Source organism: Collinsella sp. CLA-ER-H4 (assembly GCF_040092395.1).
Taxonomy (GTDB): Bacteria; Actinomycetota; Coriobacteriia; order Coriobacteriales; family Coriobacteriaceae; genus Collinsella.
Window position 1 is genome coordinate 95,873 of sequence record NZ_JBBNLQ010000004.1, and the last position, 17,045, is coordinate 112,917.

Here is a 17,045-nt window from a genome sequence, read left to right on the forward strand (position 1 = left end):
TCACGAACGTCTGTTCTAGAATAACACAACGGGGCCAAGATACTTAGTTGAAGTGTCGGCGTTGGGAGCAAATCCCGTCTCCAGCTTAATTCTGCGAGAAGAATGGGAACTGCCTCGGATCAACCGGCGGGTGCGGCATCGGTCCGCCCTGGGGCCCACCCTGCGAGCCGCCCTGACCGCCCATCATCTTATCGATGGCGTCCTGAACCTCGCCCTCGAACTTTTTCATTCCCTCGTGCAAACGACGCTGACCGTCCTCAGAGCGCAGCTCCTCCATCTGCTCGGGCGAAATACCCAGTAGCTCGCCCAGCACGCCCATCATCTCGTTTCGCACGCGCTCGCTCGTATCCTCGTCGGCAAAACGACGCACCTCGGCGCGCGCCAGCGAATCGACCGACATGCGCTCCTTGCCGTTAAGCCCCAGGTCGGACCACGCGAGCATGTAAGGCCAGGAGCGCTCGGCAAACGAACGGGACGAGACGATCGGCGCCGTCGGCAGCATGCGACGGGAAGCCTCTCCCTGGCGCACGAGCATCAGCAGCAGCGAGCAGGCCTCAGGCTTGCCAGCGGCCATCGGGATGTCGTCGAAAGATTGATTGCGGTCCACGTGTGCCTCGAGCGCGCCATCGACCTCACCCGGCTCAAGCCCACCGAGCAGCTGTGCCGCGCGGTCGAGCATATCGACCGGACCGTCGAGCGTCGAGAGCGCCTGCGCCAGCACGCGCTCCATACAATCTTCCACCGCGTTGAGCGTCACGAGCTCTTGGGGCACCACAGCAGACGTGCGGTTGCGCACACGCGCCACAAACTCAAGCGTCGACAGGTACACATCGCCAAAGGGCGCAAAGTCGCCCTGGTAGCCGCCGCACAGCGCCGGCGCCGCCAGCGCGTACTCGGTTTTGGACAGCGGGCTCAGCGCCATCGCACCCAACTCGAGCGCCGTGTCCTCCAGCATGAGGCCTAGCGTGCGCGAGCGCAGACGCTCGGCATCGCCTGCCGACACGTCGCGATCGAGCACACGCGCCGCATCCGGTGCATCGCGCTCGACGGTGCGAATGTGCAAACGCTCGGCAATGGCGCGGACGGCGGCACAGCGGGCAGCCTCGGCCTCTTCCTGCGCCGGCGTAAAGATACGGTTGCGCCCCAGCACCAGGCCAATCACATTGCGCGGGCCCAGAGCGTCGACGGCCAGCGCCGCCAGCAAAGACGACGGCAAGTCACCCTCGAGTGCCACCACAGCACGCGACGCACCGTGGGCTCGGGCGTTGTCGCGCACGGCGAGCACCAGCGCCTGCCACAGCCACTCCTCGGAACGGAACTCGGGTAGTTCGTGATCTTCCAGGGCATCGAGCATCACGCCGCGTTGAATCTCCTGAATCAGCAGGCTCTCCTCAAAACACGGCGCCTGGGCCACCACGCGCCCGCAGTCGTCGAGCACAAACGATCCGCCGGTATACACCGACTCGTCATAGGCACCGACCGGCGCCATGCAGGCAAACCACACGCTGCGCTTGGATGCGATCTTGCGGTAGGCACCGCTGCGAACGGCGGCAATGGCGGCAGTCTCGCGGTCGGTCATGTCAAACGCGTTGAATTGGAAATACGCAATGAGGTCAACGCCGGTCGGCAGTATCTCGAGTTCGCGGTCCAAGTCAAAAATCACGGCGATGCGCACGCCGTCCACGTCGAACACCGGCGGCGCCCAACGTGTGTCGTTGTTCTCGCCACGCTGCAGGGCAATGCTCGAACGCGCCGGCACCACATGACCGTCCTTGAGCATCATGTAGTCGAGCAGCGGCTGGCCCTCAAACGAAACCGCCGCGGGCACGATGCAGATCATGTCAAGCTCCTGGATACGCTCAGCGACACCAGTCAAGCCGGCAAGCATGTCGTGCTCAAAGTCGGCAGCGCCCACCAGGCCACCGGGCATGGCGCCCATAAAGAGCGGAGCCGGAACGCACAGCACGCGCGCCCCGCGCTCGTGGGCCAGACGAGCCTGGTCCTCGATGCGGCCGCAAATGCCCTCAATATCACCCAGGCGCATATCGATCTGTGCAAGCGCGAGCTTCATGGCCCAGCCCTTTCCGTCGTAAACCATCGAAATCGTAGTAAAAGCGCCGGCCGCATAATGCAGCCGGCGCTTGCATGTGCATATGCTAGCTATGATACCCCGAGCGGGGGCGCGCTCCTAGAATGTCGCGGACCACAGCCCGTGCAGGTTGCAGTAGGCATAGACGGTACCGGTCTTGGAGCCGCCCGCGAAAAACGTCGCGGGTTTCATGCCGGGCTCAAGGTAATGAACCTCTAAGCGGCCCTCGGCCTCAAGGGCGATCCACTCAATGTAGTGCTCGGGCAGGCTGGGGTGCTCGACCGAGCCAACGCGTGCGCGAATCACGTGACCGTCGCGCTCGGTCTCGACAACAGGCACGTGCTTCTCGTGCGCCGCGTCCTCAGTGTTTGCAGTCAGTTCCGTGCAACCGGCAGGGGTCGCAACGTCGTCGCCAAGGGCGGCGATAAGCTTGCCGTCGGGGTCCTTAAAGAATTTCGCCATGATGTTCTCCTTTGCTGATGTGCCAATGTTCTTGATGGTTCTTATGCCCAAAGGCAGACAAACCATCCACGGCATTGCAAATGAACACATAACGGATCAGGCAAGCGGTCGGGCCAAAATGCGTCGACCGTCCTGCCCGCTCCAGCAGTCCCACCCCGCGCGCGGCTAGCGACCGTCACCGCCGAGCAGTGCCAGAACATCCTCGCGCGTGAACAGTGCCGACGAGATGCCGTCGCCGCCGAGCACGCTGTTGACCAGGTCGCGCTTGGACTCCTGCATCCGCATAATGCGTTCCTCGATCGTGTCCTTGGCGATGAGTTTGTACACGGTCACGGTGTGCTGCTGGCCAATGCGGTGGGCACGGTCGGTCGCCTGGTCCTGCGCCGCCACGTTCCACCACGGGTCGTAGTGGATGACCACGTCGGCCGCCGTCAGGTTAAGGCCCACGCCGCCCGCCTTGAGCGAGATCAAAAAGACCGGAACCTCGCCCGCTTGGAACTGCGCGACCATCTTGGCGCGGCTCTCCTTAGACGAAGCGCCCGTCAGCTTAAGAAAGCCGATGTCCTCCTTGGCCAAGCGCTTGCCGATGATATCGAGCATACCCGTAAACTGGCTGAACAACAGGATGCGATGCCCGCCGTCGAGTGCGCCGTGCACGAGCTCCATGCACGTATCGAGTTTGGCGCTCCCCGCCTTGTAATCCTCGTAGTGCAGACGCGGGTCGCAGCAGATCTGGCGCAGCTTGGTGAGCTCGGCGAGCACCTTGAGCTTGTCTTTCTTAAACTCGGATGCCTCGCGGTGCTGCACCTGCTGGGCGATGCGGTCTTGGTTGGCCAGGTAGAGCTTGCGCTGCTCGCCGGTGAGCTGCGCCATGACGGTGTCCTCGATCTTTTCGGGCAGGTCGGCAACCACGTCTTCCTTGACACGGCGCAGCACAAACGGCGACACGAGCGCCTGCAGACGAGCGGCGCTGTCACCCTCGGCGTGCTCGACCGGGCTTTCGAAGCGCTTGGCAAACGACTCGCGCGTGCCAAGCAGGCCCGGCATCAAAAAGTCGAAGATGCTCCAGAGCTCGGACAGGCGGTTCTCGATGGGCGTGCCCGTCAGGGCAAAGCGCACGCCGGCCGGCAGGCGCTTGGCGGCACGCGCCACCTGGGTGAGCGGGTTTTTAATGTACTGGGCCTCGTCGAGCACCACGCGGGCAAAATCCTGCTCGGCGTACTCATCGATATCGCGGCGCATAAGGTCATACGACGTTACAACCACGTTATGCTCGGCCACGCCGGCGATCTGCACGCGACGCTGGGCCTTGGCACCCACAATGGCGCACACATCGAGCGACGGGGCAAAGCGCTCCAGCTCGGCGGTCCAGTTGTACACAAGCGACGCAGGGCACACCACAAGCGTGGGCTTAGCGTCCCCCGCTTCCACGCGCGCCAGGATATGTGCGATCATCTGCAGCGTTTTGCCCAAGCCCATATCGTCGGCCAAGATGCCGCCGAGGCCCAGGTGCTCGAGCGAGCCGAGCCACTGGTAGCCGTCGACCTGATAGCCGCGCATCGTTGCCTTGAGCGAGACCGGCACCGTAAAGTCCATCTTGCCGAGCGTATCCAAGCGCTCGACGGTGCGACGGAATGCAGCGTCGCGATCGGCTTCGAGCGCAGGCGTGCGCGCAAGCATGCTGTCGACGAACAGGGTACTCGACGCGGGGAGCGACACGCCGTCGAGCAAGTCGACAGCATCGACCCCCAGATCCTCGGCAAGGCCAAACGCAGCGCGCGCCCCCTCGTCCAGGCGTACGATGTCGCCCGACGTGAGACGCGCAAACGTCTGGTGACGCTTGTAGGAGTCCAGATAGATGGCAAGGTCTGCCGCCGAAAGGCCGCTCGCGCCCAGTTCGACGTCGAGCAGGTTACTCTTGACGGTTGCACGCACCGAAAGCTTGGGCGCAGGGCGGACCGAGACCTGGCGCAGGCGGTCGCTGAGCATGACCTCGCCCAGCTCAGACAGGGCAGACAGGCCCTCGGTCAGCAAGCGGAACAGGCTCTCGTCATCGCGTTCCTCAAACGCCAGGCCGCCCTCGTAAAAGTCGAAATACAGGGCCGCCGTGTCCATAATGCGAAACTCTGCCACCTCATCGCGCGGCGGCACGCCCGGGCGCTGCTCTTCGAAGGGGCTGCCCGGAGCGCCCAGGCTAAAGAGATCTGCCGACCAGTCGCCGTAGGTAACCGTAATTTTGCAGGTCACGAGCCCATCGTCGACGCCGATAGCTATAGTAAAGCTCGGCTCGGGCGCCACGGTATCGAGCGCGGCGGGCGCGGTAAGGTCGGTGTAGTCGCGCAAAATGGGCAGCGCCATACGACAGAACTCCTCCACCTGGTCGACAGCGATATGGATCGGCGTGCGACAGGGCAGTAAGCGCGATAGGAACGGCGCCGCATGCTGGGCAAACGCTACATCGGCGCGGCGCGCACGGCGGGTGTCGACCAGATAGGCAACGTCGCCCGAAGCAAAGCAGTATGCATCGGCCGGCAGGCGTAGATCGTAGCTGCCACCAGCCGCCGGCGCGATTTTGGCGGCAAGGAGCGGTGGGCGCTCAGACAGCGCCTCGTCCTCCCCTTCCGGAGGCATCTCAACCGCCACGTCATAGGTGCGATGCGTCGTCGTCCCCCGCGACCAGGCGGGCTCAAAAGAGATGGTCTGGCCGCGCAACAGGTCCAGCACATATACGATGCTATGCTCGGACAGCGGCAACTGACGCTCGGCGACAAAACCGCTGCGGGCAAAGTCGTACGACGCCGAACGCGAGCTTGTGATGTCATCGAGATAGGCAACTGTCGTCACGACAAGGTTGAGCAGCTTTGTCGACACGTCTTCGAAGGCTTCGGGCGTATGGACAAACGTGAGCTTCTTGCCGTACGAGAAGGTGCCGCCGCGCACGTAGGCATCGGCCATGCCGTCGATGTCCTTGACCACGTAGGAGACCGATCCACAGCGAATGCGAAGCTCGAGCGCCCAGCTAAAGCGCTCGGCAAACAGTGGATTGTAATACGGCACCAGCGAGGGCTCCAACACCGCCTTGGGGGCATCGGGATCCACACTGCCGGCGAGCTTGCGGCGCATGCTCGCCAGCTCATCCATGCGCGCGTCCGAAAGATCGGAGAGCGCCGCCATGAGGCTGGGACTCGTGGGGACGGGCGCCGGAAAGGGAAAGTTGGGATTGACGGCCGGCGCTTTGGGCGCGTTGCGCGCGGGCTGTTTCGGCTGCGCCGCAAACGTGCGGACCGGCGTGCGCAAACCTTCGACGGGCTCGGCGCCGCTGGCATCCAAATACGCCAGAGCCGTGGCAATAGCGTGCTTGCACATGCCGGGGTAGCGATAGGCAGCGGGGCAATCGCAGTCGTAGTCGATCACCTCGTGCTCGTCCATGTCGAGCGCCACGCGCGTCTTGTACAGGTCGCCACGCGAACCGCGCACCGAGCCCTCAACCGTCACGTTTTTGGAGAAGCGCGAGCCGCTGTCCTCGATCGACAGCACGGCGCCGTTGAGCATGAGCGAACGCCCCTTCATAAAGGTGCCACTCAGCGCCGCCTCTTTCCGGAGCGCCTGCACAAACGTCCCCTGCGCCATCACTTCCTCCAATCTCACCCGGGGTAGCTTAGATAACCGTCACGCGGCCTTGGTTGCCGACGATGGCCTTTGCCTCTGCCAGCAGCGGAATCGAGCGTGCATTGACCTTGGCCGGCACCTCGGCACGCAGCACGCGCCCGTCGACTTGCTCAATAAAGATCTCCACGCGGTCGCCGCCCGGGTTGGTGGTGAGCACCGTGGCCAGGCGCGCCATATTGCCCTGGCTAAATCGGCTGTTGGGCACCATGACCTCAAAGACCTTGGGCTTGTTTTTCTCCTCGCTAAGCTCCAGCGGCACAATCTCCTGCGCAATGATCTGGTCGCCGCGGTCCGAGCGCTCGAGCTTGCCCTTAATGCGCACAAACGCGTCGGACAGCTGCGCGCCGGTCTCGGGATCGACCTCGCCATACAGATACCCCTCGGCCTCCTTGTAGGTCTTGGGGAACACCACGACCGTGGCCTCGCCTTCCATGTCTTCGAGCTGCACGATGCCCATGGGGTCGCCGTTTTTGGTCACGCGCTTGGACACGCTCGAGACCATGCCGGCCCACCACAGCGCCTTGCCCTCGGGAATCTCCTGGTTGATGGTACCGCCCGTAGGATTCTGAACTTCGTAGCCAGTGTCGATCTGCGAGAACGAGAAGTCGCGTGCCTTGGCCAGCGCATACTCAAACGGGCGCAGCGGGTGGTCCGAGACATAGATGCCCAGAACCTCCTTCTCCTGGCTCAACTTAAGGTGGCGGTCCCACTCCTGGCCATCCGGATCGGGCACGCTCACCTCAAAGCCCGAGCCCTCAACATCACCAAACATGTCGAAGAACGACGTCTGGCCGCTCGCACGATCCTTCTGGCGCTTCACCGCGGCATCGATGATGTTCTCAGGGTTGTTCTTATCCACAAAGTGCATCATCTGGCGACGCGGATACCCCGTGGAGTCGAAGGCGCCTGCCTTGATGAGCGATTCGATCACACGGCGGTTGGCCTGGCTCGAGTCCACGCGCTCGACAAAGTCGTGCAGCGTCTTAAACGGACCGCCCGCCTCGCGCTCGGCGATAATCGCCTGCGCCACGCCGGTGCCCACGCCGCGGATGCCGGCCAGACCAAAGCGCACGCCCTCCTTGGTAGCCGTGAACTCAGTACCGGACTCGTTGACATCTGGCGACAGCACGGGGATGCCGTCGTGACGGCACGCCGAGACGTAGTGAACGATCTTGTCGGTCTTGCCCGTATAGGACGTCAGAACGGCCGCCATGTACTCGTGCGGATAGTGCGCCTTGAGCCACGCCGTCTGCATAACCAGGATGGCGTAGCCGGCGGAGTGCGACTTGTTAAAGGCGTAGGACGCGAACTCAAGAACATCGTCCCAAATCTTCTGGGCGACCTCGCGCGTGTAGTTGTTCTTGATAGCGCCGTTCATCCAGTGGTCGTAGGTGGTCTCGTCCGAGCCATCCTCCCAGTGGAGCACCGTCGACGTGAGCAGCTTGATCTTTTTCTTAGCCACGGGCTTACGGATACGCGAGTCCGATTCGCCCTTGGAGAAGCCGCACATCTCGACGGAGATGAGCATAACCTGCTCCTGATAGACCATGGTGCCGTAGGTTTCGCCCAGGATGTCGTCCAGACGGTCGTCGTAGGAGACAGCCGGTTCCTTGCCGTTCATACGGTTGATATAGGACGAAACCATGCCGGCGCCCAGCGGTCCCGGGCGGTACAGAGCGATCAATGCCACGACGTGCTTGTACTCGGTGGGCTTCATGTTCTTGATCGTGGCCGTCATGCCGGCGGACTCGACCTGGAAGACGCCGGCGGTGTGGCCGGAGCCCATGAGCTTAAAGATCTCGGGGTCGTCAAAGGGAATCTCTTCCTCTTTGATGTCGATGCCGAAGTTCTTTTTGATGTTGGCCTTGGCCTTGGAGATAACCGTCAGCGTACGCAGACCCAGGAAGTCCATCTTGAGCAGGCCCATGTCGGCAACGGTATGGCCCTCGTACTGGGTAATCTCGACGCCGCCCTTGGTATCGAGCTTGGTGGGCACGTGCTCGTTGACGGGGTCGCGGCAAATCAGAACGGCGCACGCGTGCACGCCCTCGCCACGGGTAAGGCCCTCGATCGAGAGCGCCGTGTCGATGATGCGGCGGGCGTCGTCGTCCTTTTTATAGGCCTCGGCAAAGTCGGGGTTAAACAGATCCTCTTTGCCGGGTTGCTTTTCGAGCACCTGCTTGAGCTTGACCTTGGGGTCGCTCGAGACCATCTTGGACAGGCGCTGGCCCATGTAGACCGGGTAGTCCAGGACGCGCGCGGCGTCGTTGATGGCCTGCTTGGCCTTAATGGTCGAGTAGGTGATGACGTGGGTAACCTTCTCGGGGCCGTAGAGCTGGCGAACGTGCTCCACGACCTCGAGGCGCCGCTCATCGTCGAAGTCCATATCGATATCGGGCATCTCGGTACGCTGCGGGGACAGGAACCTCTCGAACATCAGGCCGTTCTCGAGCGGGTCGAACGCGGTGATGTTCATGGCGTAGGCGACGATAGCGCCGGCGGCCGAGCCACGGCCGGGGCCGACGCCGATGCCGTTGTCCTTGGCCCATTGCACGTACTCGGCAACGATCAAAAAGTAGGCGGCAAAGCCCTTGTCGCAGATGACCTTGTATTCGTACTCAAAGCGCTCTTTGATGTTGACGCCGCCGATCTCGCGCGTGGCCCAGTCGTCACCGTAGTGCTGGCGCAGGCCCTTCTCGCACTCGCGGCGGAACTGGCTCTCGTGCGTCTCGCCGGGATCGAGCAACGGGAAGCGCGGCAGGATGATGGAGTCCCAGTCCAGCTCAACGTAGCACTTGTCGGCGATCTCGAGCGTGTTGTCGCAGGCCTCGGGGCAATACGGGAACATCGCCCGCATCTCCTCCTCGGTCTTCATGTAAAACTCCGAGCCGGTCATGCGCATGCGGTTAGGGTCGTCGACCTTGGCGTTCATGCCAATGCACATGATGACGTCCTGCACGGGCGCGTCCTCGCGGCGCAGGTAGTGGAAGTCGTTGGTGGCGATGACCTTGACGCCCACCTGCTTGGCGATGTCGATGAGCGTGCGGTCCATCTGCTCGTCGGTCAGGCCGTTGTCGGTGGTGATGCCGTGTTCCTGGATCTCGATGTAGAAGTCGCCGGGCTCGAAGGTGTCACGGAAGGTCTCGGCCCACTTGATGGCGCCCTCCATGTCACCGCGGTCGATGTACTTGGGGATGATGCCCGCGATGCAGGCGCTCGTGCAGATCATGCCCTTGGCGTGGCGGCGCAGGTTGTCGAGCGTCACGCGCGGCTTGTAGTAAAAGCCCTGCACGGCGGCCTCGGAAACCGTCTGCATCAGGTTGACGTAGCCCTCCTGGTCCTTGGCCAGAAGGATCATGTGGTAGAGCTCGGGCTTGTGGTCGCGAGCAAGGGTCTCGTCCGGCGTAAAGTAGACCTCGCAGCCAAAGATGGGCTTGATGACCAGGGGCGGCTTGAGCTCGTCGATGTTGCCCTTCTCGTCCCACATGGCCATGTCCTTCACATACTGGGCATGCTCGCGCGGGTTTTCCTCGGGATCGGGCTCCACCAGCTCGTCGCGGCGGTCCTTTTCCAGGAAGGCCTTGTCGTGGCTCCAGGTTTTGTACTCGGGCGTGTTGTGGTTGACGGCGTCGCAGGCCAGCGCCAGGTCGGGCACGCCATACATGTAGCCGTGGTCGGTAATGGCCACGGCGGGCATGCCCAGCTCAACGGCACGGTTGACCATATCCTGGATACGGGTTGCGCCGTCGAGCATGGAAAAGACAGTGTGGTTGTGCAGATGGACGAATGCCATGTGATGAGCTCCGATGCGGGTTCGTGTTCTGACTGAACGATTTTACCCCACGGCACGGACAGCACCCGAACCTAGCCAAACCCACACGGCTCCTCTTGAGTTGCGGTGAAATAGTTCCCGCTTGGGCCATCTGGGCCGCAATACAGGAACTATTCCACCGCAAGCTATCTGAGGGCTAGAGATTGTAGGTGACTACTTGGGGCTCGGCGGGATTGACGAAGAGAGTCGGATCGGCCTGCTCCACGCGAACGAACTTGACGGTCACAGCCTCAAAGCCCGCCCTGCGCAGAACGTCGGCGTAGACGCGCGCCTGCAGGGCGTGCTTCTCCTGCAGCTGTTCCGGCGTCTCGTCCGGCGCGCCGCCCGTCTTGTAGTCGATGACCAGCGCACATGACGAATCCGCCGGGTTCGTCGCCAAAGCGTCGATGGCGCCCTCGGCATAAGCACCGTAGCGAGCGATGTCCTCGTCCTCGCAGCCCAGTGAAAAGAACGGCACCTCGGCGCGAACGCACGGCCACGCGAGCAAGTCGGCACGAACAGCCGACTTGAGCCAGCGGTCCAGGGCAACGTCGAAGCGCTCACGCTGCTCCGGCGTCAGGCACCACAGGCGCGCCAGCGCATCGGCACGCTCAGCGGGCAGCGCATCGGCACCCATCTCGATCAGCCACTGGCAGGCGGCATGGAACGCCGAGCCCAGCGCCATGGGGTTGCCGGCGGGCTCAACGGCAGCCACGTCTGCATCCGTCATCTCCGAGCCATCCGACTCCGCATCATCGCCGGCCTCGTCCATGGGCACGTGTGCCTCGGCGGCACGATCTTCCGTCTCGGCATGGAGCGCCGCGGCGATTGACGAGTAGCTATACGAATCACGCATCGGATACGGACAGATGCCCATGCGCACGCCCACTGCCTGGGAATACACAAGCTCAAACGAATCGGGCTTGGGGTCGGCAGGACCGGGGACGGTTGAGCGCGCAGCATTATCGGCGGCATCGGCATCGCCACGAACAAGCCTGCCCTCGGCATCCAGCGAAGCGTTGGCCTCAAACGCCTGCTCGCCAAAGGTAAAGTCCGAAAGCGAAATGAGCTCGTAGTCGCCCGGCTGGGAGTTGTCGAACACCAGGCGGTCGGCATCGAGCTGCGGCATGTCCAGAGCGTCGGTCGGCAAAATACGGCGCAGCACGTCGTAGGTCAGATCGGTCTCGACATCGAAGGTCGGCGCCGTCACCTTGCCACGGCTCACGCCAGCATCCATCGCCAAGATCACCAGCTCGCGCGCACGCGTCATGGCAACGTAGAGCAAGCGGGCCCGCTCCTCGAGCGAAAGCCGCAGGTCGTCGTTGCGCAGGCGGGCAAATGCCTCGGCGGGAGAGCCCGTCGCACAGACGTCCTCCATGAGCTCCGGCGGCAGCCACAGCGACGTGCCCTTGCCCTTAAACGCATGCTCAAACTGCTTTTTGACGTCGTCGCCCTTCACAAAGGTACCGTCGGCGAGCTTAACGCCGTCGAAACGTGCCGGCAGTGCCACGACCTGTGCTCCGCCCTCGACGCGACCCATCTGTGCCGCACCCGAGGACTTACGCACGCCAAAGCACTCGGCGACCGCCACGACCGGATATTCCAGACCCTTGGAGGCATGCACCGTCATGATGCGCACCGCGCCGTCGCCCCCCTCGTTGAGGGCACCCGGGGCTTCCTTGCCCGCCAAGAAGCGGTCGAAGGCCAGCGCGATGGAACGCGGCGAGTTGCCGAACTCGGCCTCCGCCTCGGCCACGGCATCGAGCGCCTTGAGCACGTTGGCGGCAATGGCCTTGCCCTCGGGACCACGCTGTGCCAGACGTACAAACCAGCCGGAGGCGTTGACCACGTCGCGCGCGATGGCGGCGAACGAATCGCGGCCAACGCGACGAAGCGCATACCGCAGCACCTCGCGGGCGCGCGTCACGAGCGGCAAGTCTTGCAAACCCGGCACATCGGAATCGCTCATGATGCCCGCATCGATGTTGCGGCGCGACGTCTCGCCCGTCTGATCGTCGAGTTTGGTCGCCAGCGCCAGGAACTCCTGGGCGCCGAGTGCAAACATCGGCGAGGCGAGCAGCGGCATAAGGCCCTGCGCCGTATCGGCCGGATTGGCGAGCGCACAAACCAGGGCGCGCACCGTCTGCACCTCGGCTGCTTGGGCAAAGACCGAGCCGCCCGCGATGACGCAGTCGAGCCCCTGGTCGCGGAAGGCCTGGGCGTAGACGTCGGCGTTGGTCATGCGGCCCAGCAGCAGCACCATGCCGCCCTGGGGCTGGCCGGCATCGGCAAGCGCGCGGAAGCGCTCGGCGATCGCACGGGCCTTGGCCTGTGTGCGCTCCTGCGTACTGCCGCCGGCAACAAAGAGGGCCTGGCGACGCGAGGCGTCTGCCACCAGCGTGTCCTTGCGGCCGTCGCTCGCCTCAAGATCCAAAAAGCCCTGCATCAGGCCGCCGTCATCGCCATCGAAGACGCGCGCCACGTAACGCAGCACCTCGTCATGGCTGCGGAAGTTGCGCACGAGCTTGACGAGTTCACCGGCCGGTGCCCCGGACGAGGCCGACACCTCGGACGAAGCGAGGACGGCGCCCGGGGTGCTGGCAGCTGCCGCCGCGCCCGAAGCACCTACCTTGCGCTCCTGGCGACGGAACACCTCGACCTCGGCGCCGCGGAAGCGATAGATCGACTGCTGTGCATCGCCCACGGTGCACAGCGCGCGCTCCCCCGCACCCGTCAGGTAGCAGATCAGATCGACCTGCATCTGGTCGGTATCCTGGAACTCGTCGATCATGACCATCTTAAAGCGGCTCTCGTATGCCACTCGGATGGCCGGGTAATCGCGCAGGGCCTCGTAGGCCATGCGCAGCAGGTCGTTGTTGTCGAGGGCAGACTGGGCAGCCTTCAGCGCGCGGTACTCAGCCTCTACAGAGCGGGCCAAGCCCACCAGCGCATCGAGCGCCGGGCCACCGCAGGCAAGCACGATATTGATAAATGCATCGGCAGCCTCCGCCTTGAGCAGCTCGACCTGCTCCTTGGGGAACGCCTTGCTCGCGCGCGGCATGGTGCACGACATCATGAGTCGCGCCGCATCGGCCATGGTCTTGCCGCTCGCCTCGAACGCGTCGATGGCATCGAGCGCCGTCTGCGCCTTCTCGGTCGCGGCCTTGCTTGCGCCCAGCGCCGCACGATAGGCATCGGCAAGTGCCGAGGTATCGGCCTGGCCGCGCGCCACGCACACGTCGTCCATACCGCCCGGCAACTGGCTCGACAGCTCCAGCAGGTCGCGCACCAGGCCCTTGATGGTCGTGCCGGTGCCAAAGGGGCCGCCCTCGCCCGCCATGGGATACCAGGCATAGAGGGCCTTGAGCGATGCCGCGAGCTCGGGGGCGGCATCGGGCGCCGTCGCGCGGGCCAACACATGCTCAACAGCTTGGTCCATAAGTTCGTCGGTATCGGTGAGCACCGTGAACTCGGGGTCGATACCCAGCTCCAGCGCATGCGCGCGCAGGATACGCGAGCACATGCCGTGAATGGTCGAGATCCACGCGTCGTCGACGGTCAGTGCTTCCTCGTCCATGCCCTCGTCGATAAGCGCACGGCGCACGCGGTCGCGAATCTCGGCCGCGGCATCTTTGGTAAAGGTAATGGCGAGCACCTGGTCCAGATGCTCAACGAACGGACCTGATTCGGGCGAGAGCGCGTAGACGATGCGGCGCGTGAGGGTAAAGGTCTTGCCCGAACCGGCGCCCGCCGAGACAAACAGCGGACGGTCGAGCGTTTTGACAATCTGCAGCTGTTGCGGCATCAAAGTCGAAAGATCCATGGTCTACACGTCCCTCCTTACAAACGTTCCTTCGTGGTTATACGAGCAGCGCGCATGCGCGGCCTGAGCCGACGTCGGGTCGATGGCGGCAACGTTGCCTGCCTCGAGCTCGCGCAGGCGCTCGGCGATGCCAGCCTCAACGCGATCGAGCAGGGCGTCGAAGTCCATGCTGCCACCCTCGCCGGGGAAACCTTTCTTAAGGCCCGGGATGCGACCGTCGCCGCGCTCTTCCTCGAGCAGCTCGGCGCTCGCAGCACCGCGCAACGCCGGCTTGCCACCCTTGGTCGAAAAGTAGAGCGCCGCGCGGGTGTCCAAATCCAGCGCCCGGCGCATGGCCTGGGCGTAGATGAGCGTTTGGGTATGTGGTGGCAACCAGCGTGGATCGTCGATGGGCGCCGTGCCCGATTCCTCGTCGCGCACCGTAGGGTCGGCGAGCTTAAACTCCTCAACGCCCGTGCGATGCTTGTAGTCGATCACCACGGCACGATTCTCGGCGTCCACGTCCACGCGATCGATGCGCCCGCCAAGCGGCCAACCGGCATACTCGACCTTGAGCTCGTTGAAGGCGAACTCCAGGTAGCGCGGGGCAAAGGGGGCAAGTGCCTCGGACTCGTAGGCAAGCACACCCTCCAGCTGCGGCAAGATCTCGGCCACCTGGCGCTCCTCCACCGCAGAGAGCGGCACCAGCGGGCCCTCGTTGCCACGCTTGGAGGCATGCTCGGCCAAGGTCTCGTCAAAGACCTCGCGCAGCAGCTCCTGAGCACGTGGCAGGTTCTCGGGCGTCACGCGCTCCATGCCCTCCTGGGGCAGACGGGCGTGCAGGTGTTCCAGCACGTCGTGGACAAAGTTGCCCTTCTCCATATTGCCAAAGCCTGCGTCGATCGACTGGGGCTTCACGCGGTACGAGACGAACCAGCATAGCGGGCAGGTCGAATAGGCCTCGATCTGCGAGGCAGACGTCAGGCGCGGCACGAGCGGCGCGTCCTCACCCTCGCCATCGCGACGGCGCAGGACCAGATACGGAATGGCTTCATCGCTCAGATGCTGAGGAGCATCGCAGGTCACGCGCTCGCGCCTAAGACCTTCGCCTGCAGCGGGATCAAAGTCGGCGATGATATCGCCCTCGCCCACGCGCATGGGCTTGGCAGCGCCAGCGGCCTCGGCATGTGCCCACAGCTCGGTCCATACGGCTGCCGGGTAGCACTCGCGTGCCTGGCGATCGTGCGTCACACGGGCGAGCGCGACCGGACCGCTCGCCGCCTGCATCGCACGGCCAAAGCGCACGCGCAGCAGGGCAGCGGGCTCCAAAGACACGCCGTCGCGGCGCAGCTCGGCTGTCAACGTGGCAAGCGGGCCCTCTTCGTGCGAAAGCGGATAGCTGTCCAGGTCGACATCGGCAAACAGCACGGCATCGTAGCTGCCAGGGCGAAGAACCGACGCATCGGCAAGCGACGCGAAGCGCACTTGTGCTCGTGGTGTGCGATCGACCTCATAGGTCTCGTAATCGTAGGCGGTACTGCGCTTGTCCACCTTGGTTCGAACGCCGTCGAGAACCGGCACGGTCGCGGCCTGCGACACGTCGAGCGCGCGAGCATCGTTCATAAGGATGTCGATGGCATGGCGCAGCAAAGCCGTCTCTGCCTGGCGACGGGCCTGGCCGTCAAGGCCGCCTAGAGCGCGATCGGGCAACGCCTCGGCAACGGCAAGCATGGCCTTAAGCGCCGTCACGGGCTTGTCACGCCACAGCGCCTGGAACACGTCCGAGACCACACACGGTACGTTCTTAAACCAGTTATCGTCGCTCGTCGCCTTGCGCGCGCCCCTCACCTGGCCCTGAACGCTCTGCAGCAGGCTCTTGACGCCCGCGGTAGTCTTGCTGCGCGAGAGACGCATATTCTTATCGAAGGTACGGGCATTGACGGCATCAGCGCCCGAAAGCGGACTGTAGATCCAGTCGGTAAGCTCCGGCGCGGGCCACCACTCAGTCTTGGAAGCGGTGCCCTCGTCGGCGGCTTTCATACGCTCGATCAGGTTGGCGAGCGCCGTAAACTGCCTGCCCGCGATGGACTGGGAAAACGCCGTGAACTCAGTCGTCTCGGCCGCAATGTGACGCGCCGCCAAACGGGCGGCGAGCTCGCCGAACAGCTGGGGTGCCCGGGCAGAAACGACGAGCACGCGCACGGGGTCGGCGGGCGTTGCAGTAGCTTTATCGGCCTTGGACTCCTTGTGCGCTTTCACCAACTTATCGATGGCGTCCGCATAGACATGAGCACGGGCATGGGGGCCGGCGACCTCAATAAAGGCAGGCTGAGCGGCGGCCCCGCAAGCGACATCAGACGCGACGGCGTCCTCCCCCAGCGGCGCGATCTCAAACAGCACACCGCGGGCATCAAATGCCGTGGCAAGCTCCTCGCGCATCGCCGCCTGCTCGCGGGCAAGCAGCACGACGACCTCTCCCCCATTGTTCGCCACGGCAGACAGCAGCTCGAGTAGACCGTGCGTAAACGACGTGGTACCGCGCACGCATACGGCGCGGGCGCACGCCGGCAGGCTATCGGCCAGGGCACCGGCCATAATGTCGGCTGCCTCGCAGGGCTCGACCATATCTCGACGGTCCAAACCGCCCGCGTAGGCACGCAAAAGCTCAAACACACGAGCCTCGGCATCGCTTTTTGGCTCAGGCTGGCAATTGTTGCCACCGCATCGCTCGGCCGTCGTCCCCGCCACACCCGGCAGCACATCGCGGGCCATGCGCGCGAGCATGCGCACCGTGCCCTGGCTACGCGAAAGCGGCTGCAGGTCGGCATCGTCGCGGCGGGCAATCATATCCGAAAACAGCATCTGACGTTGCAGGTTGTCGACGAAACCGCGCCCGTCGCCCAAAAGCTCCCAAAGCGAGCGAAGCCACGATGCGGGTGTCTTGTAGTCGATACCCAGCGAAATGCCGGCTTCCGCCGCATCATGACGGCACAGATCGAGCTCGGCAAACGTTGGTGCCAGCAACACGGCACGCCCGTGACGGGCAATAAGGTCGGCAAGCAGCGCCGACTCGGCATCGCTCAAATCCGTGCCGGCATTGGTGGTATAGATTCGAACAGGCATGGTCCTCCGCTCAAACCGTTCGCAATAATCAATGCATCCATCCTACCCGCCCAAGCGGACACATTGCCACCGCAGTTCCATCTTTTGGT

6 protein-coding genes are annotated in these 17,045 nt (G+C 63.9%); all 6 read right to left on the reverse strand.

Annotated elements, in window-relative coordinates; all coding sequences use genetic code 11:
• Positions 1-85: 85 nt before the first annotated feature.
• The 6 genes from AAAX34_RS04690 to AAAX34_RS04715 all read right to left on the reverse strand — a co-directional run bounded on the left by AAAX34_RS04690 (position 86) and on the right by AAAX34_RS04715 (position 16,956).
• Positions 86-2,098, reverse strand: a complete 2,013-nt coding sequence (locus tag AAAX34_RS04690; RefSeq protein WP_349110213.1) for a hypothetical protein — start codon at positions 2,096-2,098, stop codon at positions 86-88.
• 90 nt (positions 2,099-2,188) lie between these two features.
• A complete protein-coding gene (locus AAAX34_RS04695; RefSeq protein WP_055285739.1) occupies positions 2,189-2,551 on the reverse strand; it encodes a desulfoferrodoxin family protein in 363 nt (120 codons plus the stop codon).
• A 165-nt stretch (positions 2,552-2,716) separates the two neighbouring features.
• Entirely contained in the window at positions 2,717-6,181 is a 3,465-nt protein-coding gene (locus tag AAAX34_RS04700) for a DEAD/DEAH box helicase (protein WP_349110214.1), read from the reverse strand.
• A 28-nt stretch (positions 6,182-6,209) separates the two neighbouring features.
• Positions 6,210-10,013, reverse strand: coding sequence for a DNA polymerase III subunit alpha (gene dnaE / locus AAAX34_RS04705; protein ID WP_117769525.1), 3,804 nt, complete (start codon positions 10,011-10,013; stop codon positions 6,210-6,212).
• Positions 10,014-10,188: 175 nt separating this feature from the next.
• Positions 10,189-13,854: a UvrD-helicase domain-containing protein gene (locus AAAX34_RS04710; RefSeq protein ID WP_117848434.1), complete on the reverse strand. Its 3,666-nt coding sequence runs from the start codon at positions 13,852-13,854 to the stop codon at positions 10,189-10,191.
• A 3-nt stretch (positions 13,855-13,857) separates the two neighbouring features.
• Positions 13,858-16,956, reverse strand: a complete 3,099-nt coding sequence (locus AAAX34_RS04715) for a PD-(D/E)XK nuclease family protein (protein ID WP_349110217.1) — start codon at positions 16,954-16,956, stop codon at positions 13,858-13,860.
• Positions 16,957-17,045: the final 89 nt, after the last annotated feature.